The sequence below is a fragment of the Maribacter algae genome, from assembly GCF_047345745.1.
Classification (GTDB): domain Bacteria; phylum Bacteroidota; class Bacteroidia; order Flavobacteriales; family Flavobacteriaceae; genus Maribacter.
Map to the genome: position 1 here is coordinate 148984 of NZ_JBLFES010000001.1, position 21013 is coordinate 169996.

The following is a 21013-nucleotide window of genomic DNA, read 5'->3' on the forward strand; positions in this document are numbered from 1 at the left end:
AGATTGTTTTGAAATGCATAATTTTGAGGCTCAACCTTCTCGCTATTGAATCCGTTAAAAAAACTCTTTAAACAAACTGCTATTTATGGTTTGGCAACGGTTTTGCCAAGGATGCTGTCATTTTTATTAGTGCCCATTTACACGGCGGTCATGCCTCCGGGCACGTACGGAGAAGTCACCCTTATATTTTCTTGGTTCGCTATTTTTAATGTGTTTTTGGCCTATGGGATGGAGACCGCTTTTTTTCGTTTTTACAAAGAAGCGGAAAATAGACAGCATGTTATTTCCACTTCGCTTTTGTCCTTGGGCATCTCAACTATTTTGTTTCTTATCATCGGGATTGTTTTTAAAGAAGGTATTGCCCATATTTTAAATGTACAGGTACGCTATATGAAGTTCGTGCTGAGTATTTTGGCATTGGATGCCTTGGTTATTATTCCGTTCGCTTTGTTAAGGGCAAATGAAAAACCGATGCGCTACGCGGTGATAAAAATATTAAACGTAGCCATGAATTTGGGGCTGAATTTATTTTTCTTGATACTGTTGCCCAAATGGGTCGCGGAAAATTCTTCAAGTATCTTTAGCGGAATCTATGTCCCTGATTTTGAAATATCCTATATTCTGATATCCAACCTCACTGCAAGTGGGGTAACCTTGCTGCTAATGTTAGGCGTGTATATAGGACGTTCATACACCTTTGATATCCATCTATGGCGGCGGATGCTGAAATATGCGATGCCCGTTATGATTGCAGGTATCGCTTTTACCATCAACGAAGTTTTTGATAGGTACTTGCTATCCGAACTATTGCCACAAGATATTGCCAAGAGCGAAATGGGAAAATACTCGGCCTGTTATAAATTGGCGCTGTTCATGACTCTTTTTGCCACGGCTTTTCGTATGGGAATAGAGCCATTTTTTTTCAGTCATTCGGATACAAAAGAACCTCAAAAGGCTTATGCCCAAATCACCAATTATTTTGTGGTCTTGGGCAGTATCATACTTCTAGCGGTAGTAGTGTTCGCGGATGTGCTCAAAAAGTTGATTGTTTTGAACGAATCCTATTGGGATGCCATGTCCATTGTACCTTTGATCGTTCTGGCGAGTTTCTTCTTGGGAATTTACCATAACCTTTCCGTTTGGTATAAAGTCACGGACAGAACAAAGTTCGGAGCTTATATCTCCGCTATCGGAGCTATCCTGACGATTATCATCAACTTGGCGTTTATTCCAAAAATCGGGTACATGGCTTCTGCAATAGCTACATTGATCGCTTATGGTACAATGATGCTATTATCCTATTACTTTGGAAAAAAGTATTACCCAGTACCTTATAATATGCGAAAAATTGGATTTTATTTAGGAGTATCAATCCTCTTTTCAATCCTGTCATTTTATATTTTTGATAGAAATCTGATAGTTGGGATTGTTTTATTATTGATTTTCTTGGGATTGGTCTATAAAATGGAGTTTGATAACCTTAAAAAAATAGTTTCAAAATAGATGGAGATTAAATTGATCAATGTATCGGCACATGATTTGCCGCACTATGAAACAGGGGCTTCGGCCGGAATGGATTTAAGGGCAAACCTGACCGAATCGGTCACTTTGCAACCCTTGGAGCGAAAGATTATACCTACCGGTCTTTTTATGGAACTGCCCGTAGGGATTGAAGCACAAGTGCGGCCCAGAAGTGGTTTGGCCGCCAAAAAAGGGATTACCGTATTGAATGCTCCTGGCACGATTGATGCTGACTATAGGGGGGAAGTGGGTGTAATCTTGGTAAATCTTTCCAATGAACCTTTTATAATCGAAAATGGGGAACGTATTGCACAAATGGTCATTGCCAAACATGAACGTGCGGAATGGAAACTCGTTGAAAAACTGTCGGACACCGCCCGGGGAGCAGGTGGTTTTGGGAGTACCGGAGTTAAATAGTCCCTGTATAACGCATAGATGCTTATGAAAAAGTATATTTTCTTTCTTGTAATGGCGATTGGGATGTTATATCCCGTGACTTGTCTTGCCCAAGAGGAAAATGAGCTCAATGTAGAACAAAGTGCGGAAGTTTTTTTGGAAGCCTATTCAGATGCTTTTCAAGAGAACTTTTTTGAAGCATTAAAACAAAAAGGGATTCAGAATTACGATAAATCCATCAACTATCTTTTAGAATGCAAGCAGTTGGAACCTGAAAATTTAGCGGTTTCGCACGAGTTGGCCAGAACATATCTTTTGGATAAAAAATACATACAGGGTCAGGAATACGCTATTGAAGCGGTAAATGGGGCACCGCAAAACTACTGGTATCTCAATACATTAAATGATTTGGTGATTGCCCAAAAGGCAGAAATGGACCTGTTAACGGAGCGCATTCCTTGGGAGAATATGAAATTGAAAGAAAATTTGGCCAAAATCTATTTTGAGAAAAAGGAATATGAATCGGCTTTGGCGCTATTAAAAAAACTTCAAAATACGAACAATATTGCGTCATTGAGACAAAGAATAGAAGATTCTATAGCAGATAAAGAAAAACAGAAAAAGACAACAAGTTTTACGGTTACAAGAAGTGAGAGCAATGAAATATTGACCATGGAACACTACAAAACAAGGTTAAAGGGGATGTTGATGATGAAAAACGGTAATGCTTTGGTACTTCAAGTTTCCGAAGAGGCCTTGGAAAACTACCCCTTACAGCCCTATTTTTATTATACCAATGGGTACGCTTTAAATAGGGCCAAAAAATACAGAAAAGCAATTGAAGTTTTAGAGTCCGCCCTGGATTATCTGGTCAACGATATTTCTTTGGGCAATAAGATTTACCAAGAACTGGCAAACGCATATAATGCAATTTCTAACCCTTCCAAGGCGAATATGTACCTTAGTAAGGTAAAACCCGGATTTTAAAATGATGACCTACACTACATTACGATATGCCATTTTCGTTTTAACGTTTGTTTTTCTGTTTTCTTCTTGTAAAAGTAAGAAAGTGATTTCCGATGGTACCGTTAACGAACGACTCTCTGCAAAAGCGGTCATTAAGGCACACTACCAGAACGAGCTTGATTTTAAAACGCTAAGAGGCAAGGTCAAAATTGATTATTCGGACGGGGAATCTTCCAAAAGCGTTAGTGTGAGCCTTCGGATGGAAAAAAACAAGGCTATATGGCTCAGTGCTCCGTTCGGCGTTGGGAAGGTTTATATATCACCGGAAAGGGTATCATTCTATAACAAGTTGCAGAATGAATATTTTGATGGGGATTTCTCCTATTTAAGCAAACTGCTGGGAACGGAAGTGGACTTTTCCATTGTACAAAATTTGTTGTTAGGCCAGGCCTTGGTCGATTTACGGGACGAAAAATACATACTCTCCACTACCGACAAAGGGTATCGGCTCACTCCAAAAACTGCCGGGACGTTATACAAAATACTGTTTCAAATAGAACCACAAAATTTTAAGATGGCCATGCAGCAACTTTCGCAACCACTTGAGAAAAGGTTGTTGACCATTGCTTATGAGGACTATCAAAAAGTTCAAGAAGCTATTTTGCCCAATTCCGTTCTAGTTAAAGCGACAGCCTCGGAGGAAGAGAACACTATCGCCTTGGAATACCGAAATCTAGAATTGAATACCCCTCTTAATTTTCCATATAAAATACCAAAAGGTTTTAAAGAAATCGTCTTAAAGTAAAATGCAACAAAAAGATGTTCAACATATTGTATTTGTGCTGCTTGTGCTTTTTGGGATAGGTTGCTCTTATGCACAGACAAGCGAACAAAAAGCCTTGGAGGAAAAACGGGAACAGCTTCAAAACGAGATTAGGGATATCAACCGTTTGCTGTTTGCCGAAAAGAAAGAAAAAGGTTCGGTATTGGATCAAGTGGAAGCGTTGGACAAAAAAATCAGTGTGCGGCAGCAGTTGATTCGTGTTTCCAACCAACAGGCGAATTTGTTGAATAGACAAATCAATACCAATATCAGGAACATTGGCAAACTCAAATCCGAGCTTCAAGAAATCAAGCACGAATATGCCACGATGATTCAAAAATCATATCAGAACAAATCCAAACAGAACCGCTTGATGTTTTTGTTGTCTTCCGAAAGCTTCTACCAAGCTTTTAAAAGGTTACAGTACATGAAACAGTATACGGATTATAGAAAGGAACAAGGTGAGCGGATTATTGAAAAGACGGATGAATTGACCCGTTTGAACAGCGATTTGAACGAGGAACGGAAGGTCAAAGAGATATTGTTGGCGCAGAACAGAAAAGCCAAAGACGAGCTGTTTGGTGAGATTCAGGCACAGAAAGCTTTGTTGAGCACCATCAGGGCCAATGAAAGCAAGTATGCCAGGGCGATAGACGAAAAGAAACGGGAAGCCCGTAAAATTGACAAACAGATTGAAAAATTGATTCGCAGTGCCATAGCGGCCTCCAATAAAAAATCAGGAAAGAAAAACACGAGTTCAAGCAAGTTCTCCTTGACGCCGGAAGCAACGTTGATTGCCAAAAACTTTTCGTCCAATAAGGGAAAACTCATTTGGCCCGTGGAAAAAGGGGTAAAGAGTCAAGGTTTCGGTATTTATAATGATGCGGTGTATCCCGGAATCAAGCATCAAAGCAACGGCGTCATTATCTCTACGGATTCCGGTGCAAAGGCCAGGGCCATTTTTGAAGGGGAGGTCATTGCCATTCTCGCAGTACCCGGTGGAAACAAGGGTGTTCAAATCAAACACGGAAATTTTATCAGCACCTATTATAATTTATCCGAACTGTACGTTAAAAAAGGGGATAAGGTTAGCGTTAAAGAAGAATTAGGAACTATTTATACCAATCGGTCTAACGGACAGACACGCTTGAAGTTTTATCTGTATCAGAACACTTCTCGCTTAAATCCGGAGGAATGGGTGTACCGATTATAGGCTATCACTACTTTTAGTCTCACGCAAAATTTCTCAATATATATCGATGCTATGTATTCTATATCCAAAGGACTCGTTTTTGTTTTAGTCATTTCGAACCGAATAAAATGAGCGTGAGAAATCTCAGCCAATCTGGTAACAGAATATAAATCGTATTGTTTTTTTAGATTTCTCAATCGCTCCACTCATATCGAAATGACTACAGCTTCCCAAAATCTCCTTCCCTCGCATCCTAAGCGGAGTCGAAGGAAAGAGAAGGTGGTCAAACTTTAGTTTGAGCGGAAGGGATAGCTCTTCTAAATTGGGGTAACTAATCGTGCTTAGATTTCTCAGTCATTCCATTCCTTCAGAATAACTGCGAGGTCGTTTTAGTCATTTCGAGCGAAAGCGAGAAATCTCAATTAACTCAGTAATAAATATATATTGGAACTACTTTTTAGATTTCTCAGTCATCTTATTCCTTCGAAATGACGCAATAATATTTTCAATTGTTTCTAACCTGACTACCACAGTCCTTTTCTTCTTTAATTTGAATCAAATTCTATTTTAAATGAGTTAAATGTCTAAGGCACATCGTTTTAATTTTGAAATCGAAAAGGAGACTACCTTTTATAAATTAAGTTTAACTCGTAAAAAATACAGGAACATGAAAAAGTTTAAATGGTTTGCCATGGCATTGTTTGCTATGACAATTACAAGTATGACCGCACAAACGGAAGAAGAAAAAGAATTAATGGCGGATGCCGAAAAAGCAAAGACCACGCTAATAGCCGAGAATGAAAGAATTGGTGATTTTTTTGATTCCGCATACGGATATGTGATTTTCCCGAATGTGGGTAAAGGCGGATTAATTATTGGAGGAGCTTCCGGAAACGGAATCGTGTACCAAGGCGGTACAAGCGTAGGAACCGCAAACCTGAAAAAATTGAATGTAGGGTTGCAAGCCGGTGGACAATCTGTTATTGAAGCTATTTTCTTTGAGAATGAAACTGCTTTTAATGAGTTTAAAAGTGATAACTACGAATTTGATGCCGGAATCTCCGCAGTAGTCTTGAAATCCGGGAAAGCCCTAAAAGCAAAGTATGAAGATGGTGTGGCCGTATTTGCGCTACCCAAAGCAGGCTTGATGGCAGATGTAACCGTGGGTGGACAACGTTTTGAATTTGAAGCCTTTGAAACAGCTTCTGAAAAATAAAAACCGATGAAGAAAAAGGTCAAAAAAAACTATAATGTCTTTATAGTGTTTGTCTTAACGGTTTTTATCGTTACCGCCTTTTTAGTGAATCTGGATTAAAACAAAAGCCCCTAACAGGGGCTTTTTTTAATAGAATACTTTAAGGACAACAGTAGTTGGATTCAATTTTTTGGATTCAAGGTTTTTTAAAAAGAATTTAAGCGCATTAAACGTGGTTATGCAGCCAAGATTTCCTAAAGCTATAAGTTGAAAAGCTCCTTCCCCTGCCATCCTGAGCGGAGTTGAAGGAAAGGGAAGGTGGTCAAACCTAGGTTTGAGCAGAAGGGATTGGCTTTCTATAGTAATTATAACAATTACGGTTTAGATTTCTCAATCGCCTCGCTCATATCGAAATGACTGTGAAGTGGTTTTAGTCATTTCGAGCAAATGCGAGAAATCTACCTTTCAAACCTCCGCTAACACATGACTGTATCTTATGGCAAAGCCCAGACAGAACCCAAAAGCAAAGGTCGCAGCTTTGCTCTGCAGCCTTTGTTTCTTAAAAAATTTCTTTTTTCTTACTCATACCGCCACTGGTCATACTTGTCTGCCTATGGCAGAGACTGGCGGTAGCGGGGGGCACTATACCCTTTATTTTATCAAAGCTACTTAGTAATGTTTTTGACTTGTAGTGCTACAACTATTGAGGAGTGAGAGACTTTCACTAATTGCTATCATTTAGTCCATATTTAATCGCTATTGTAAAAATCAACCTCAATTTCAGCTCCTAAGTCATTCAAAAATTTTATAAAAACCTTATCGAAAAATACACCGTTGTTTTCATTGTTTTTATTTTCAATAACTACAAAAATTTTAGTATATAAATTTTCTTTATATGCGTAAGCTTTAATCTCATTAGACTTTGGATTGAGTACTTTCATTAATTTCTCAATAGATTGATCTAGACCTTCATTAGCGTCCTTCGCTTCAATTTTGTAATCCCAAAATTTCTCTTTAAAGCGATTTTCACCAAACCCAGTAGGTTTTATTTTGAGATAATTGTTGAAGTCATTTATGTCCAGATTCTTACCGCTTATTGTGAAGTAAGCATATGCTTTGGATAAGTATTTCATCTTATAATAGTTCCAGTGTATTCAATAATTTCTTGTGTTGATTTTCTTATAATCAGGAGTTCTCCAGATTGAGTATGTTTTACTACATCAAAGTGTTTTAAGATCGCTTTTTTACCAAGAAAATCCTGTTTAAATTGATGAATATTTTTGATTCCATTTTTGGCTAATAGCTTTGCATCAATTGATTTAAAACTGTTTTTAGAAAAGCCTTTGGCTGCTGCACCAAGAGATTTTATTCCGTGCTTACTCTCTTTAGCCGCACCTTCAAAAAACTGCGTAGTAGGACTTTTAAAAACACTTTTTTGCGCTTTTTTAATTAATGACCTACCTCCGGCTTTTATTCCTGTTTTAATACCTCCTTTAATAAGGGAGGCCGTTCCTCCCGTAAAGATATCCAAAACTATGGATCCAGCGCCAATGGCCACTTGCCAACCGTCACCATCACGTATACCTTTATAAATGTCCTTGGCCCCACCTACTACGGGGATAAAGTCCAACGCAGTATCTATAACATCTTCCGTAGTAATATTAAAGCCTTCACTTTCTGGTTCAGCAAATTGTGCTGCACCTGCGGTAGGGTTATATTCCCAACCTTCCGGTCTTGCCATGCCCTGTAACGGGTCGGCACGCCCGGTCAAAGAGATACCGGTCGGGCTTGCGTTTTGGAAGGAGAAGTTATTGCCAAGGGTATAGTTTATGACATTACCTGAGACATCTACCGCCGGTATATTCAATGTTATAGGCCCACCTCCTTCATTATAGGCCGGCGGCCGGCCAGAGCTAGAATTGCTCGAGGCCATCTGAGTGTTGTTTTGAGTGTTAGAAGGTACTGGGGCAGCTTGTTCAAAAGTACCACTAGAAAAATCATTGAAAAATATGTTTTTAACTAATGCGTATGCACCTGCTGCTGCAAATAGACCCACAATAATTGTGGCAATTATTACAAGTGCACCAGCTTCTACAGCCGCTTCTCCACTTGGATCGTTATACATTAAAGGATTGTTCAAGACATACCCATACCTGTTATAATTTTGGGTATTAAAGGGGTCTTGTATGTAATTGTCCGGGGAAAGGAACCTGCCCAATTGGGCATCATACATACGGCCGTTCATATGGATCAAGGAAACCTCAAAGAAGTGTTCATGACCTGTAACGAATCGGCACGCTCGGTCTAGGAAATATCGGTTGGGCTTGCGTTTTGAAAGGAGATTTCTTAATCGCTTTGCTTATATTGAAATGACTGTGAAATGGTTTTAGTCATTTCGAACCGAATACAATGAGCGTGAGAAATCTCAAAACATGGTCTTCAAATTTCTACGATGTTCATTTTTACTTTGGGATGACTGCTGACACGCATAGTCATTCTAAGCATAAGCGATAAATTTCAAATTGAAAAAATCAGTAAAACTATAGTCCAAAAATTACTCCCCCATAAACAGGGCACGTAATTCCGTAGCTTCATTAGGTTTCATTTTACCTGCCAACACTAAACTGAGTTGTTTTCTACGTAAGGCTCCGGCAAAACGTTCCTTTTCCAATTCGGTATCCGGGGACAGTGGCGGCACTTCTGTAGGTTTTCCGGTGTCATCCACGGCCACAAAGGTATAAATAGCTTCGTTCGCTTTTGTTTTTTCCCCTGTGAAACGGTCCTCGATCCACACATCCAAATAAATTTCCATAGAGGTTTTAAAAGCCCTGGAAACGGCAGCTTCTACGGTAACCACACTTCCCAAAGGAACGGCACGGTTAAAGGCTACGTGGTTTACAGATGCGGTTACGGTAATCCTACGGCTATGGCGTCTCGCGGCAATACTTGCGGCACGGTCCATTCTGGCCAATAATTCGCCACCAAATAGATTATTAAGGGGATTGGTTTCACTCGGAAGGACCATATCGGTCATAACGGTTCGTGATGCTGCAGGAGCTTTAGCTTTCATAAAGGAAGAATTTCCGCAAAGATACGGTCAAGGATTAGCCTTCTAAAGCAAGGAACACTTTATTTTTCGGAAAGTAGCCAAGCGTCTTTTGACCGGGTTCGTTTTATCTCGCGTAAGGATTTCAAGGCGTCTTTGGGATTGTCATGGCTCTCATAAGTCACCATATGTAGCCCATAGGCATTCGTCCCGTAATAGGCCGCACTATAGCCTTGTTTCTGCAATTGTAAAATTTTACGGTCCGCATTTGCCTTTATTCGAAAAGCACCGGCCACGATATGGTGCATACCTGTTGCTCGTTTACTTTTGACCGATGTAATCGCATTTACATTGATGGTCGGCAATTCCATGGGAGTCGTATCAAAAAAAGTCGCTTCCTGTATTTCCTTGTGAATCTGTTTTTGAGCTTCTTGGTTTGCCAATTGCTCAGTTAGTAGACCTTCCTGATAGAAACGGTATCCCGTTAATCCTGTAGATAGTGCCAACAACAAGATTGCCGCATATTTTAAATAAGGCCTAAAGCTATTACGTTCACGTTGCTCCGGACTTATAACGAACGGTATTTTTTCTTCCAAAGCAACCACTTCTTCTTTGAGGACTTCCCTGGTTACGGGAATACTATGGAATGTATTTAGGCCAAAGGAAGAAGTCAGGTAATTAATGTCTTCGGTAGGCTGAAACTGTATGTTGCCATCTTCATTGTTCCAAAGATTGCCAACGGATGGTAAACTTATTTTCAGTTCCGAGGCCAGCTTTAACTTCCAATCCTTTACAAGTTCTTCTATGCGAGATAACGCCTCTTCATAAGTAATTTTTTCGCTTTCGGCTATATGGGAAACCAACAGACCGTCATTGGAATTCAATTGCTCATTGAAGCCCAATGATTTTGAAGGGGCAAAAAAAGTATTTGACGTCTCATTAATGCGTGCCGATACTTGATGTGCCAAAAAAGCTCCAAAATTAGGAACGATGACACAATTATATCGATATAACAAATCGCTTATATAATGTTCTAATATCATAATCAGAACAAATATGAAAAAAAAATGAAGGCTTGTAAACGGGCGGAACAACTTTTTATTAACATTATATTTGTCCCAATTTGAAGTAATATCATGACTATTTCCCAACGTGCTAAAACAGAACTAATTGCGATGTTGCGACTGCAGCACATCCCGAATATAGGGGATGTTATTGCAAAGCGACTTATATCCCATTGCGGTAGCCCGGCTGCTATTTTTGAGGAAAAGCGGGAGCACTTATTAAAAATTGATGGTATTGGTACGCATACCATCAAGCATCTTTTTGAGACGGAACACTTGGAAGCGGCAGAGTCAGAATATAACTTTCTTATTAAAAATGAAATAGAGAGCACCTATTTTCAGGATACTGATTATCCCCAATATTTAAAGCATTGCATAGATGGGCCCATTCTTCTTTTCAGAAAAGGAAATATAGATTTGGAACAGCGAAAAATCATCAGTGTAGTCGGAACCCGAAAAATCACAAGCTATGGGATGGCTTTTTGTGAGCAATTTATTGAGGAAATATCCCCTTTAAACCCAATAATTGTAAGCGGTTTCGCCTATGGCGTAGATATATGCGTGCAACGGGAAGCTATAAAACATGGTTTACAGACCATTGGGTGTTTGGCACATGGGTTAAACCAGATGTACCCAAAAACACATGCAAAATATCAATCCGATGTACTTAAGAACGGCGGATTCTTCACTGAATTTTGGAGCACGAGTAAGCCGGACAGGGAGAATTTTTTAAAGCGAAATAGAATTATCGCGGGAATGAGCGAAGCTACCGTGGTGATAGAATCCGCAGAAAAAGGAGGTAGTTTGGTCACCGCTGATATTGCCCACAGTTACAACCGTGATGTCTTCGCCGTACCGGGAAGAAGCTCGGATAAATACAGCATAGGATGTAACAACCTGATCAAACAACAAAAAGCGCATATGTTGACTTCGGCGGCGGATTTAATTTATATGTTGGATTGGGAAGTGGAAGAGAAAGAGAAAAAAACATTATCCGTTCAAAAACAGTTGTTTGTGGATTTAGACCAGACTGAACAGACTATCTATACTTATCTACAGGAAAACGGCAAACAATTGTTGGATAGTATTGCATTGGCCTGTAACATCCCCATTTTCAAAGCTTCCTCAACGTTATTGTCCATGGAAATGAAAGGAGTCATACGCCCATTGCCCGGAAAATTGTTTGAGGCGATATAAGAATATTATTCTTCAACCGTGAAAATGTTTGAGGAAGAAAAAGGGCTCCCATCAAAAGTTATTCCTTCTACCTTAATTTGATATTCACCTGTACTATCCCCAGTATAAAATTCTAGCTGGGCCTCCCCGTTTTCATTTGTTTTGATTTTGGGTTGCCAATGCAATGTAGTTCTATAGTCGCCTTGAACATGTTCCGGTCTTGAAACGGAATAATCCGGACTAAAGAACTCTCTGGTTTTGTAAAACCCGGCTATTTTCACATTGGTCACGTTCGGATTTCGTTTTCCCTTTATATCATCTAGAAAAAGATCTCTTTGCGTATATATAGCTACAACTCCATTGGCACCTCTGAATCCGTAAATGGCAGCATCCGCTCCTTTTAGCACGTCCACGAATAAAACTTCATTAGCTTGTATGGAACTTGCAAAACTAGCGTCTATGGGCACATCATCCAAGAGAAAGAGCGGGTCCGTGGAAAGCGTAAACGAAGATATTCCCCTGATTCTGATACTTTGATTGGGAAATGCTCCCGTAACACGTACACCTGGCACCGTTCTAAGTAATTCAAAAATATTGGCCGCTTCCATACCTCCAACAGAATCGGGAAAAATTCTGGTATCCGCGGTCCCATAAAGGGTAAACTCACTTATCTTCTCATCTATTATTTCCTTTCTGGTCTTTTTTTTGGCAGTAACTTCAACTTCCTCCAACTGTGTTACGTCCGGATTATATCTAAAATCATTTATCCTCTTAGCCTGTACCTGTTTGAGATACGCTTTATTTTCCTGTAATTTGATGCTAGTATTTTTGGATGTTTTTTTACTATTCAAAAATACGTTAGGAGAACTTTTGTTGACGTATATCGCAATCTCATTCTTTATTGAACTATTGGTTTCCTTCAAAGGTGTAGCATGGATTATTGCATCAACGCTATCTTGAAATATAAAGGGGCCAAAAAGAAAATTACCTTGACTATCGCTGACTTTTTTTTCTTGGTAAATACCAGATTGCAATACATTCAATGTAGTAAAGCTGGGTTTGGGTCTATACTTATTGTTATAATCCGTGGTTTTTCCGCTTATAAAAATTCCTTTTTCTGGCTCAAAACGGAACTTTTTACTCACGTTCTTGTCCAATAGTTCCTTCCATACGAACCTACGCCATCCATGGGTCAACATCAAGGCATCCAGAAGGTATTGTTTTTCCGAGCTGGAATCATTAAAAAAGAAGGCCAAATTAGATAGATGCGCGCCAATATCCGAATTAAGGAGCAACCAACTTTCGATGGTAGAACCCTCTGCTTTGGATATTCCATTTATTGTTGCCACGCTGCTCGAGAACTCTCCCTGTAAAGGGGCTCCATGAATATCTTTTAAGGAAATAGTGATTGTTGTTTTATTCCTTTTTTCATACCTGTGTGCATCCGGTTTTACATCAACAATCGCTTCTCTATTGGGATTTCGGATAAAGACCAAGCGTTCGGAGACCGCTTCGCCGCTTTGAGTAAACAACGTGAATTGGGCTACACCGGATTGTAGTTCCTTGGTCAGCAATTTGATAGTGAAGCTGCTCTTGTCGGATTTTTCGATATGTTTTAGAATTAGGCGACCTCTTAGATGTCCCAAAAGCATAGTTTCCTTGAGATTTTCTTCCTTATTGGTAGCAACCGCAAGGATTATTTCACCTCCTTTATTTCTTGCATTCAACACATAACCTTCATCTAGTATATTAGGCAGCTTATACTTTTCCGAAACGCCATTTATATCTATTTTGGCGAAGTAAACTTTACCGATTTCCGGTAAAAAGGAAACCTTGCCCAGCCCATAATCAAAGCATTTAAATGGTGTGACCATGTTTTCATTTTCGTCAATAATTTTTCCTTCCAATGAAACACCGTTTCCGTAGATATCTGTCGCTTTTATTCCAAAAACATTGGTCATTCCACTTACTGCGTATCCCCCCTCTGGGAAAAAATTGATTTTAGGTCTTATTGTTCCGGCAGACGCATTTTGATTCTTTACAACTTTTTGGGACGTTTCTGTAACGGAAGCATCAAATTTTTGAAACCAAATAGAAATTTCCTTACTATGAAAAGTGGGCTCTAGCTCGTTGAGCATGTATTTGGTATAGGCTCGCAACGAATATTTTCCCTGCTCAATGTTTTTAGGAATCGCCATATCTCCGGAGGCTCCCAAATCCTGAACGTACATTTTTTTCTGTGAGATAACACTGTCCTTTGCATTTACCAATTCTATGTAAATGACCTTGCTTTTATCGCTTTTATAGTGTGTTATACCGTCCAGTAAATATGTCTTGAACCATATTGTCTCACCATTGGCATAATAGTCTTTATCCGTTTGGATATATGTTTTTTCAGGACTTTGGTTTGAAGCATACGTTGTTAATTTTCCTAATACTTTTTGAAAGTTTTTGTTGTCCTGTGAATTAATTCTATGTGTTGTTTGGACCAGAACAAAAAGAAATATGAGTAACGAAGCGTAGTCTTTCATCAGTATTTTAAATATGATGAATTTAAGTTAGGCTTTCAAGGAGACACTACAAAGTACTTTAATGATACGTGCCCTAAAATTAACTGTTTGTCACTTATATTTAACATTTTAAAAACCTAATGGATAAGATTTTAATACCCCAACTTTTCCCGAACACGTTCCAAAACCCCATTTGCAACTTTTTTTGCTTTATCGGCGCCTAAAGCCAAAGCTTCATCAACTTCTTGGAGATTGTTCATGTAATATTCAAATTGTTCTCTAGGTTCTTCAAATTTCTTGAGAATTACCTCGTATAGCGCTTGTTTGGCATGGCCATAACCATAATTGCCTGCAAGATAATTGGCACTCATTTCTTCGATTTCCGGTTGGGAGGCCAAAAGTTTATAGAGGCCAAATACATTATCCGTAGCAGGGTTCTTAGGGTCTTCTATAGGCGTGCTGTCCGTTTGTATACCCATAATCTGTTTTCGTAGTTTTTTATCAGGTTGGAAGAGGTTGATAAGATTGCCTTTGCTTTTGCTCATTTTAGCGCCATCGGTTCCGGGAACGTACATGGTTTCTTCCTGTACTTTGGCATCGGGCATTACGAAAGTTTCTCCCAACTGTGCATGAAAACGTGCGGCTACGTCCCGAGTCATTTCCAGATGCTGTAATTGGTCTTTTCCTACAGGTACTATATCGGCATCATATAATAAGATATCCGCAGCCATCAGCATGGGATAGGTAAATAAACCAGCGTTTACATCCTCTAAACGATCGGCTTTATCTTTAAAAGAATGTGCAAGGGTCAATCGTTGGTAGGGGAAAAAGCAGCTTAAGTACCATGATAGCTCGGCGACCTGAGGTACATCGCTCTGTCTGTAAAAAACTGTTTTTTCAATATCCAATCCAAAGGCCAACCATGTAGCGGCGGTAGCATAAGTGTTGTTGCGCAATACTTCACCATCTTTAATTTGGGTAAGCGAATGCATGTCCGCAATAAAAAGAAAAGATTCGTTTTTAGGATTCCGGGCCATTTCTATGGCAGGTACAATAGCTCCTAAAATATTGCCAAGATGCGGTGTTCCCGTACTTTGAATCCCTGTTAAAATTCTTGCCATAATCTGAGATCGTAAGTGGGTAAAGGTAAAAACAAATCATAAAAAACAGATGCAAATAACTATTTTTGATTTATGCTCAAGCTTCTTAAACGAACTCTCCAAACTGGCTACCGAATTTGGTTTTATATCTTGGTGGCCCTACCCATACTCCTATTTTTTCCTTTTTTATTGCTTTTTGCCTCAAGGGAGACCTGGTACCCACAATTTTTCTGGTTGGCCAGGAATCTTTGGGCCAAATCCATTTTGTATGGGATGGCTTGTTTTCCAACGGTGCATTACGAGCAGCCTCTTCTCAAAGAAAAAAGTTATATGTTGGTGGCCAACCATACCAGTATGCTGGACATTATGCTGATGTTATACGTTAGTAAAAATCCTTTTGTCTTTGTAGGTAAGAAGGAGCTGGTAAAAATACCTCTTTTCGGATTTTTTTATAAGCGTGTCTGTATTATGGTAGATCGTGAGGATTCAAAAAGCAGAACGGGAGTATATCTAAGAGCACAAAGACGGTTAAAGCAAGGTTTGAGCATTTGTATTTTTCCGGAGGGTGGTGTACCAGAGGAACATATTCTATTGGATGAATTTAAGAACGGTGCCTTTAGAATGGCCATTGCCCATAAGATTCCGGTAGTGCCCATGACTTTTTACGACAATAAAAAACGTTTTCCTTTCACTTTTTTTAGCGGAGGTCCGGGTAGGAGCAGGGCCAAAGTGCATTCCTTTTTTGAAACGGGAATTCTGGATGCGGAAGACCAAGCAACACTCCGAGAGGAGGTACGAGAGGTAATTCTGAGGGATTTGGAAAATAAGTCTTAGAACTTAAAGCTTAACCCGCTATATATTCCTATAGAATAAGGTCTAAAAGTACCGTCTGCTTCAGAAAAGGCATTGAGTTGATACTTGAAAATAGGTTCCACGTTCAACTGCAATTTCGGCGAAAACTTGTAATTCAATCCTAGGCCTACATTTGTACTGAAATTCACATCGTTCACGTTATTGGCCTCGCCAATTTCCGTTGTTAGATTTCCTGAAGTAAGCGCAATGGTATTATTGACTAGGAAAAGTGAACTCACACCTCCTATGATGTTAACACCAAATTTCTTATCGATCAGGGCATAATTCAATTCCACAGGAACTTCTAAATACCCCAATTGTTGTGACATAACTCCGTCTATGGTCGGGTCTGGCGCACTGGCATCAAGGGCATTGAACGCCTCCACATCTGCGGAAGGGGCACCGCCCGTTTTACTGGTTACCACAAGGTTTCTGGCGGTAGTCCTGTAATCAATATTATCAATTTGCCCATTTGTGGAAGCAACGACCGATGAGGAAAATGCCACATCGTTCGTATCATAACCGTAATCTACTTTATGAATGCCGGAACGTACCGTAAGTTTGCTGGTAAGCTCATATGCCACGGATAGTCCGTAGCTTAAATTCACGTTTCCCGACTTTTCATTCGGCACGAAAATGGAGTGTACCGGTGAACCTTCACCAATGGCATTATAATACACGGGAGCTATGCTTGGCCCGGCGGACCATCTATTGCCCGTGTTTTCCGCAATAGTTTCCTCGTCCTCTTGCTCTTTTTCTATCTCATCATAGATAGATTTCTTCTTAGAATCATCAGTAACGGCTATTACCGTTTCTTCCTCCTTTTTTTCTTCTGATGCAGTATTTTCCGCTACGGCTGTTTCAATAGTATTGTTGGCAGGGTTTTCCTTTAAATCCACTACATTATTGCTATTGTTAGTAGGATTGATGTTGGGCTCACTATTCTTTTCATTTTTCTTCGCGTTAGCATTCGAAACTACAACTGCTTCATTTAAAGGAAGGGAATTCTTAAAGTCCAAGGTCTTTTTCTTATCATTTTGAACTGAATCCCTCTTTTGGCTCTCAGCATGTTGGGCGACCCCTTCTTTTTGATTGAAATCTTCTTTTAAAGTATTATCAGGAATCAATTTGTTTTCTTTAGTTCCGTTGGAACTATCCTTTTTGGATGCTTTGTTTTCGGTAGTAACAAAATTGTCGTTCTTCTTTTTAAGAATGGTATCTTGATTTTGATCTTCTGTATTTTCAGTGGCTATCTGCGTTTCTTTCGTGGTATTTTTGTCCAATAGCACTTCTTTAGAAGTATCTTGTTCTGTTTGTTGAAGTTGCTCTTCTTTTTTGTTCGTGTCAGTAATTGTGCTATCGGTAGGCGAAGTGATTTCCTGACCAAAAGGATTGATCAAGAAGAATCCCAATATCAAGACTGCGGCAATACCGCCTATTTTCCACCAAAGCGGAACGACCCGCTTTTTCTTTTTTCCGTTTAAAGACGCTTCAATGGAATTCCAAACACGCTCGTCCGGAACTTCATTGAAGTCCAAGAACTTTTCTTGGAACAATTCGTCTATATTTTTTTTACCCATCTCTTTAAGACTACAATTTTTTTGGACCTTCTGGTCATATATAATTCCCTAACAATAAAAGGACGATGCCTATCATGGATTGCGAGAATCTTGTTTCTATTTTTTCTTTTAAAAGCATTCTGGCCCTAGCAAGGTTGGATTTTGATGTGCCAACCGTTGTACCTAATAAATCACCTATTTCCTTGTGTGTGTACCCGTCAAGCACGTAAAGACTAAAAGTGGTTCTGTATTTATTGGGAAGTTCCCTTATATAACCCAAAAGGGTTTGAAGTCCAACATCAGAATGGGCTTCATCTATTTCCACGGTCTCCTTCGTGTTTTCATGCACCACGGTAAGTGGTTCTTCCTTTCTATATTTTTGTAAGACCGTGTTTACGGTAATACGTTTTAACCAGCCTTCAAAGGAACCTTTAGACTTATACTGACCAATTTTATCATAAATGGTCATAAAACTATCATGCAAATTATCTTCGGCCTCGGTTTTGTTACGGGAATATTTTAGACAAATACCAAAAAGTACAGGGGCATAGGTTCTATACAACTGTTCTTGGGCTTTTCGTTCTCCCTTTCTGCAATTATGTATGAGTTCCTCTTGACTCACTTGGGTTGGTTGAATTTTAAAATAAGATTAATTGACCGGGACGGTTACTTCAAAAAATTCCGGTTCTCCCTCGCTGTTTTCACCTTGGTAAAACTTGAACAGATAAGGCTCGTTATGTACGACTACAAAATTGAAAAAAGACTCTTCTTGAACCAGTTCTTCGGAACAATCATCAATATCAGTCCGTACAGCTCCGAAAACGACAACGTTTCTCACGGTCGTATCCTCTTGGGTAACGTCAAATCCGTTAAAGGATGTACAACCATTCGGCAGATTAAAAGTTACATCGATTCTATATGTTTCATTGAGTTCAAAAGCATCGGGAAGTTCCGCGCTTACGATTTCCAGAGCTGTAAAATGAAAGTTAGGTCCATCATCGTTCAAGGAACAGCCGCCCAAAATTAAAACAAACCCTACAATCAGGAAATATTTTATTTTCCCTATCATAATAACATCTTTTTATCTTCAAGATGAAAATAAAGACTAAAGGTTGCGTGAATTCTTTTAAATCTATTTAAAAAGGAGGTAAACCGTACAATTTATGGTTTAAGAGCTTGAATGGCCTCCCGTATTTTGCCTTCCAACTCTTCAAAAAGTTCTGGATTGTCCAAAAGGAGCGACTTCACCGCATCTCTCCCCTGACCTAATTTGGTCTCTCCGTAACTGAACCAAGAACCACTCTTTTTAATAATTTCATATTCCACGCCAAGATCTATGATTTCTCCAACCTTGGAGATTCCTTCACCGTACATAATATCAAATTCCGTGGTTCTGAAAGGAGGTGCTACTTTGTTTTTTACGATTTTAACCCTTGTTTTGTTGCCCTGCACGGCACCATCGGTATCCTTTATTTGCGTAGACCTTCTGATATCTATACGAACCGATGCGTAAAACTTAAGCGCATTACCGCCCGTAGTCGTTTCCGGATTGCCGAACATTACCCCAATTTTTTCACGTAGTTGGTTGATGAAAACCACCGTACAATTGGTTTTGCTGATAGAGCCTGTCAATTTTCTCAGCGCCTGCGACATTAAACGCGCGTGCAGCCCCATTTTGGAGTCGCCCATTTCCCCTTCTATTTCACTTTTAGGGGTAAGCGCGGCAACGGAATCCACAATTACGATGTCTATAGCTCCCGAACGAATTAAATTATCGGCAATTTCCAAGGCCTGTTCCCCATTGTCCGGTTGGGAAATAATCAAGTTATCTATATCTACACCTAAATTTTTAGCGTAGAAACGATCAAATGCGTGTTCCGCATCGATAAAAGCAGCAATACCGCCATTTTTTTGGGCTTCGGCAATAGCGTGTAGCGTAAGGGTCGTCTTTCCCGAAGATTCCGGCCCATAAATTTCAATGACCCTTCCTCTTGGGTAACCGCCAACACCCAAAGCAATATCCAGCCCTAAAGATCCGGATGGGATTACCTCTACATCCTCGACCACACTGTCGCCCATCTTCATTACCGCTCCCTTTCCATAGGTTTTGTCCAATTTATCAAGGGTCAGTTTTAATGCTTTTAATTTTGCTTCTTTTTCGGAACTCATCTCATATTTTTTAGGGAAGCTAAAATACTGTTTCTTTTTGGAAAATTAAGAATTATAAAATGCTTTACGCAACCCTTTAGAGGAATTATCATCTATATGATATAGTGTCTGATTTTACCTGATTATAAACTGTTGTTTTTTAGTGGCAATGGTCAATGGTGGTTATTTCCTTTTTGATTTTCTGAAAGAATGCTATGAAGAAGAAAGAAATGGAATAACCGAACTGAGCCTTGTTGATTCAAGGCTCTTTTTTTGGAAGAACGCAAAGCACTATACGGTTCCAAACGTATTTACTATTTTTGCCATTAACTTATTCTTTAACCTGACTGCCCTTGGGCAGGCTTAAACTATTGGTATAGCATGCAACTGTACAATACATTAAGCGCTAAGGAAAGGGAAGCTTTGATAGAGGCCGCCGGTAAGGAGCGGCTCACGATTTCCTTTTACCAATACGCGCACATTGGCAACACGGCCATATTCAGAAATCATTTATTCATTCATTGGGATGCGCTAGAGGTACTGGGCAGGATCTATGTGGCTACAGAAGGTATCAATGCCCAATTATCGGTTCCGGCAGAAAACTTTGAGGCCTTTAAGACACATTTGGACGGTATTTCTTTTTTGGAAAATGTGAGACTGAACATTGCCATTGAACAGGACAACAAATCGTTCTTAAAATTAAAGGTGAAGGTCCGGAACAAAATAGTGGCAGACGGACTCAATGACAGCACTTTTGATGTTACGAATAAAGGAATTCACGTAGACGCGGAAAAATTCAACGACCTTATCGAGGACCCGGATACCATTTTGGTAGATATGCGCAATCATTATGAAAGTGAAATTGGCCATTTTAAAAATGCGATTACCCCGGATGTAGATACCTTCAGGGACTCTTTGGACATCATTGAAAAAGACCTTGCCGGCCATAAGGAAGATAAAAAATTGGTCATGTACTGTACAGGCGGTATCCGCTGTGAAAAGGCAAGTGCCTATTATAAGCACAATGGGTTCAAACAAGTATACCAATTGGAAGGAGGTATTATTGAATATACAAGACAGGTAACCGACAAAAATCTCGAAAACAAATTCCGGGGAAAAAACTTCGTTTTTGATCACAGAAGGGGGGAGCGCATCAGTGATGATGTCATTGCGCAATGCCATCAATGCGGGGCGGCTTGCGATACACACGTGAACTGCGCCAATGAAGCATGCCATTTGCTATTTATTCAATGCGGGGAATGTGCCAGAAAAATGAACGATTGCTGCTCTGACCACTGCAAGGAGATACATGAACTGCCTTTTGAAGAACAAAAAGCGTTGCGCAAAGGAAAGATCGTCAGCAACAAGATTTTTAAAAAAGGACGTTCCGAAGTACTCAAGTTCAAAAAGTAGTTGATAAGCTCGGTTTCAAATAAAAGCTCTTGATCTACGTTTTTGTGAACAT

18 protein-coding genes and 1 pseudogene are annotated in these 21013 nt (G+C 39.6%); 9 read left to right on the forward strand and 10 right to left on the reverse strand.

The window, feature by feature from the left end; genetic code table 11:
- Positions 1 to 45: 45 nt before the first annotated feature.
- From ACKWBX_RS00685 to ACKWBX_RS00710, 6 genes are all read left to right on the forward strand, one after another.
- A complete protein-coding gene (locus tag ACKWBX_RS00685) occupies positions 46 to 1503 on the forward strand; it encodes a lipopolysaccharide biosynthesis protein (RefSeq protein ID WP_413966712.1) in 1458 nt (485 codons plus the stop codon).
- Positions 1504 to 1938 carry a dUTP diphosphatase gene (dut, locus tag ACKWBX_RS00690; protein ID WP_413966713.1) on the forward strand — a complete coding sequence of 145 codons (435 nt, stop codon included), beginning with the start codon at positions 1504 to 1506 and terminating at the stop codon, positions 1936 to 1938.
- 24 nt (positions 1939 to 1962) lie between these two features.
- Positions 1963 to 2904, forward strand: coding sequence for a tetratricopeptide repeat protein (locus ACKWBX_RS00695; protein WP_413966714.1), 942 nt, complete (start codon positions 1963 to 1965; stop codon positions 2902 to 2904).
- Position 2905: 1 nt separating this feature from the next.
- On the forward strand, positions 2906 to 3688 hold the full coding sequence (locus tag ACKWBX_RS00700; protein WP_413966715.1) for a lipoprotein insertase outer membrane protein LolB1: 783 nt from the start codon (positions 2906 to 2908) through the stop codon (positions 3686 to 3688).
- 1 nt (position 3689) lies between these two features.
- The gene (locus ACKWBX_RS00705; protein ID WP_413966716.1) at positions 3690 to 4919 is read left to right on the forward strand and encodes a murein hydrolase activator EnvC family protein; all 1230 of its coding nucleotides are present in this window, start codon (positions 3690 to 3692) and stop codon (positions 4917 to 4919) included.
- A 646-nt stretch (positions 4920 to 5565) separates the two neighbouring features.
- The gene (locus ACKWBX_RS00710) at positions 5566 to 6114 is read left to right on the forward strand and encodes a lipid-binding SYLF domain-containing protein (RefSeq protein WP_413966717.1); all 549 of its coding nucleotides are present in this window, start codon (positions 5566 to 5568) and stop codon (positions 6112 to 6114) included.
- Positions 6115 to 6842: 728 nt separating this feature from the next.
- On the opposite strand, the gene ACKWBX_RS00715 is transcribed toward ACKWBX_RS00710, so the two are convergent.
- The 4 genes and pseudogenes from ACKWBX_RS00715 to ACKWBX_RS00730 form a co-directional block, all read right to left on the reverse strand.
- Entirely contained in the window at positions 6843 to 7226 is a 384-nt protein-coding gene (locus ACKWBX_RS00715; protein ID WP_413966718.1) for a DUF4279 domain-containing protein, read from the reverse strand.
- 887 nt (positions 7227 to 8113) lie between these two features.
- Positions 8114 to 8386, reverse strand: a pseudogene (locus tag ACKWBX_RS18465) (RHS repeat-associated core domain-containing protein); the annotation flags it as partial.
- Between the two features lie 261 nt (positions 8387 to 8647).
- Positions 8648 to 9163, reverse strand: a complete 516-nt coding sequence (locus ACKWBX_RS00725; protein ID WP_413966719.1) for an acyl-CoA thioesterase — start codon at positions 9161 to 9163, stop codon at positions 8648 to 8650.
- 59 nt (positions 9164 to 9222) lie between these two features.
- Positions 9223 to 10182 carry an HU domain-containing protein gene (locus ACKWBX_RS00730; RefSeq protein ID WP_413966720.1) on the reverse strand — a complete coding sequence of 320 codons (960 nt, stop codon included), beginning with the start codon at positions 10180 to 10182 and terminating at the stop codon, positions 9223 to 9225.
- Between the two features lie 93 nt (positions 10183 to 10275).
- On the opposite strand from ACKWBX_RS00730, the gene dprA reads away from it, so the two are divergent.
- Entirely contained in the window at positions 10276 to 11400 is a 1125-nt protein-coding gene (gene dprA, locus ACKWBX_RS00735) for a DNA-processing protein DprA (RefSeq protein WP_413966721.1), read from the forward strand.
- A gap of 5 nt (positions 11401 to 11405) precedes the next feature.
- On the opposite strand, the gene ACKWBX_RS00740 is transcribed toward dprA, so the two are convergent.
- Positions 11406 to 13910, reverse strand: coding sequence for a TonB-dependent receptor plug domain-containing protein (locus ACKWBX_RS00740; protein WP_413966722.1), 2505 nt, complete (start codon positions 13908 to 13910; stop codon positions 11406 to 11408).
- A 131-nt stretch (positions 13911 to 14041) separates the two neighbouring features.
- The gene (gene trpS, locus ACKWBX_RS00745; RefSeq protein WP_413966723.1) at positions 14042 to 15010 is read right to left on the reverse strand and encodes a tryptophan--tRNA ligase; all 969 of its coding nucleotides are present in this window, start codon (positions 15008 to 15010) and stop codon (positions 14042 to 14044) included.
- Between the two features lie 72 nt (positions 15011 to 15082).
- Between trpS and ACKWBX_RS00750 the strand changes: the two genes are divergently transcribed.
- Positions 15083 to 15823 carry a lysophospholipid acyltransferase family protein gene (locus ACKWBX_RS00750; protein ID WP_413966724.1) on the forward strand — a complete coding sequence of 247 codons (741 nt, stop codon included), beginning with the start codon at positions 15083 to 15085 and terminating at the stop codon, positions 15821 to 15823.
- Here the strand turns inward: ACKWBX_RS00750 and ACKWBX_RS00755 are convergent.
- From ACKWBX_RS00755 to recA, 4 genes are all read right to left on the reverse strand, one after another.
- Positions 15820 to 17421, reverse strand: coding sequence for a hypothetical protein (locus ACKWBX_RS00755; protein WP_413966725.1), 1602 nt, complete (start codon positions 17419 to 17421; stop codon positions 15820 to 15822). The two genes, ACKWBX_RS00750 and ACKWBX_RS00755, sit on opposite strands and share 4 nt — an antisense overlap.
- A 34-nt stretch (positions 17422 to 17455) precedes the next feature.
- A complete protein-coding gene (locus tag ACKWBX_RS00760; RefSeq protein WP_413966726.1) occupies positions 17456 to 18022 on the reverse strand; it encodes an RNA polymerase sigma factor in 567 nt (188 codons plus the stop codon).
- 27 nt (positions 18023 to 18049) lie between these two features.
- Positions 18050 to 18469: a hypothetical protein gene (locus tag ACKWBX_RS00765; protein WP_413966727.1), complete on the reverse strand. Its 420-nt coding sequence runs from the start codon at positions 18467 to 18469 to the stop codon at positions 18050 to 18052.
- Positions 18470 to 18561: 92 nt separating this feature from the next.
- Entirely contained in the window at positions 18562 to 19569 is a 1008-nt protein-coding gene (gene recA / locus ACKWBX_RS00770; protein ID WP_413966728.1) for a recombinase RecA, read from the reverse strand.
- 360 nt (positions 19570 to 19929) lie between these two features.
- Between recA and trhO the strand changes: the two genes are divergently transcribed.
- Positions 19930 to 20961, forward strand: coding sequence for an oxygen-dependent tRNA uridine(34) hydroxylase TrhO (gene trhO, locus ACKWBX_RS00775; protein WP_413966729.1), 1032 nt, complete (start codon positions 19930 to 19932; stop codon positions 20959 to 20961).
- The last annotated feature ends 52 nt before the right edge of the window (positions 20962 to 21013 follow it).

Bases quoted from the DNA above. Each gene is read 5' to 3' on its own strand.
- trhO (WP_413966729.1), top strand. From the start codon at position 19,930: ATGCAACTGTACAATACATTAAGCGCTAAGGAAAGGGAAGCTTTGATA.
- ACKWBX_RS00750 (WP_413966724.1), top strand. From the start codon at position 15,083: ATGCTCAAGCTTCTTAAACGAACTCTCCAAACTGGCTACCGAATTTGG.
- ACKWBX_RS00765 (WP_413966727.1), bottom strand. From the start codon at position 18,469: ATGATAGGGAAAATAAAATATTTCCTGATTGTAGGGTTTGTTTTAATT.
- ACKWBX_RS00705 (WP_413966716.1), top strand. From the start codon at position 3,690: ATGCAACAAAAAGATGTTCAACATATTGTATTTGTGCTGCTTGTGCTT.
- ACKWBX_RS00700 (WP_413966715.1), top strand. From the start codon at position 2,906: ATGATGACCTACACTACATTACGATATGCCATTTTCGTTTTAACGTTT.
- ACKWBX_RS00710 (WP_413966717.1), top strand. From the start codon at position 5,566: ATGAAAAAGTTTAAATGGTTTGCCATGGCATTGTTTGCTATGACAATT.
- ACKWBX_RS00740 (WP_413966722.1), bottom strand. From the start codon at position 13,910: ATGAAAGACTACGCTTCGTTACTCATATTTCTTTTTGTTCTGGTCCAA.
- ACKWBX_RS00755 (WP_413966725.1), bottom strand. From the start codon at position 17,421: ATGGGTAAAAAAAATATAGACGAATTGTTCCAAGAAAAGTTCTTGGAC.
- recA (WP_413966728.1), bottom strand. From the start codon at position 19,569: ATGAGTTCCGAAAAAGAAGCAAAATTAAAAGCATTAAAACTGACCCTT.
- ACKWBX_RS00725 (WP_413966719.1), bottom strand. From the start codon at position 9,163: ATGAAAGCTAAAGCTCCTGCAGCATCACGAACCGTTATGACCGATATG.
- trpS (WP_413966723.1), bottom strand. From the start codon at position 15,010: ATGGCAAGAATTTTAACAGGGATTCAAAGTACGGGAACACCGCATCTT.
- dprA (WP_413966721.1), top strand. From the start codon at position 10,276: ATGACTATTTCCCAACGTGCTAAAACAGAACTAATTGCGATGTTGCGA.
- ACKWBX_RS00715 (WP_413966718.1), bottom strand. From the start codon at position 7,226: ATGAAATACTTATCCAAAGCATATGCTTACTTCACAATAAGCGGTAAG.
- dut (WP_413966713.1), top strand. From the start codon at position 1,504: ATGGAGATTAAATTGATCAATGTATCGGCACATGATTTGCCGCACTAT.
- ACKWBX_RS00730 (WP_413966720.1), bottom strand. From the start codon at position 10,182: ATGATATTAGAACATTATATAAGCGATTTGTTATATCGATATAATTGT.
- ACKWBX_RS00695 (WP_413966714.1), top strand. From the start codon at position 1,963: ATGAAAAAGTATATTTTCTTTCTTGTAATGGCGATTGGGATGTTATAT.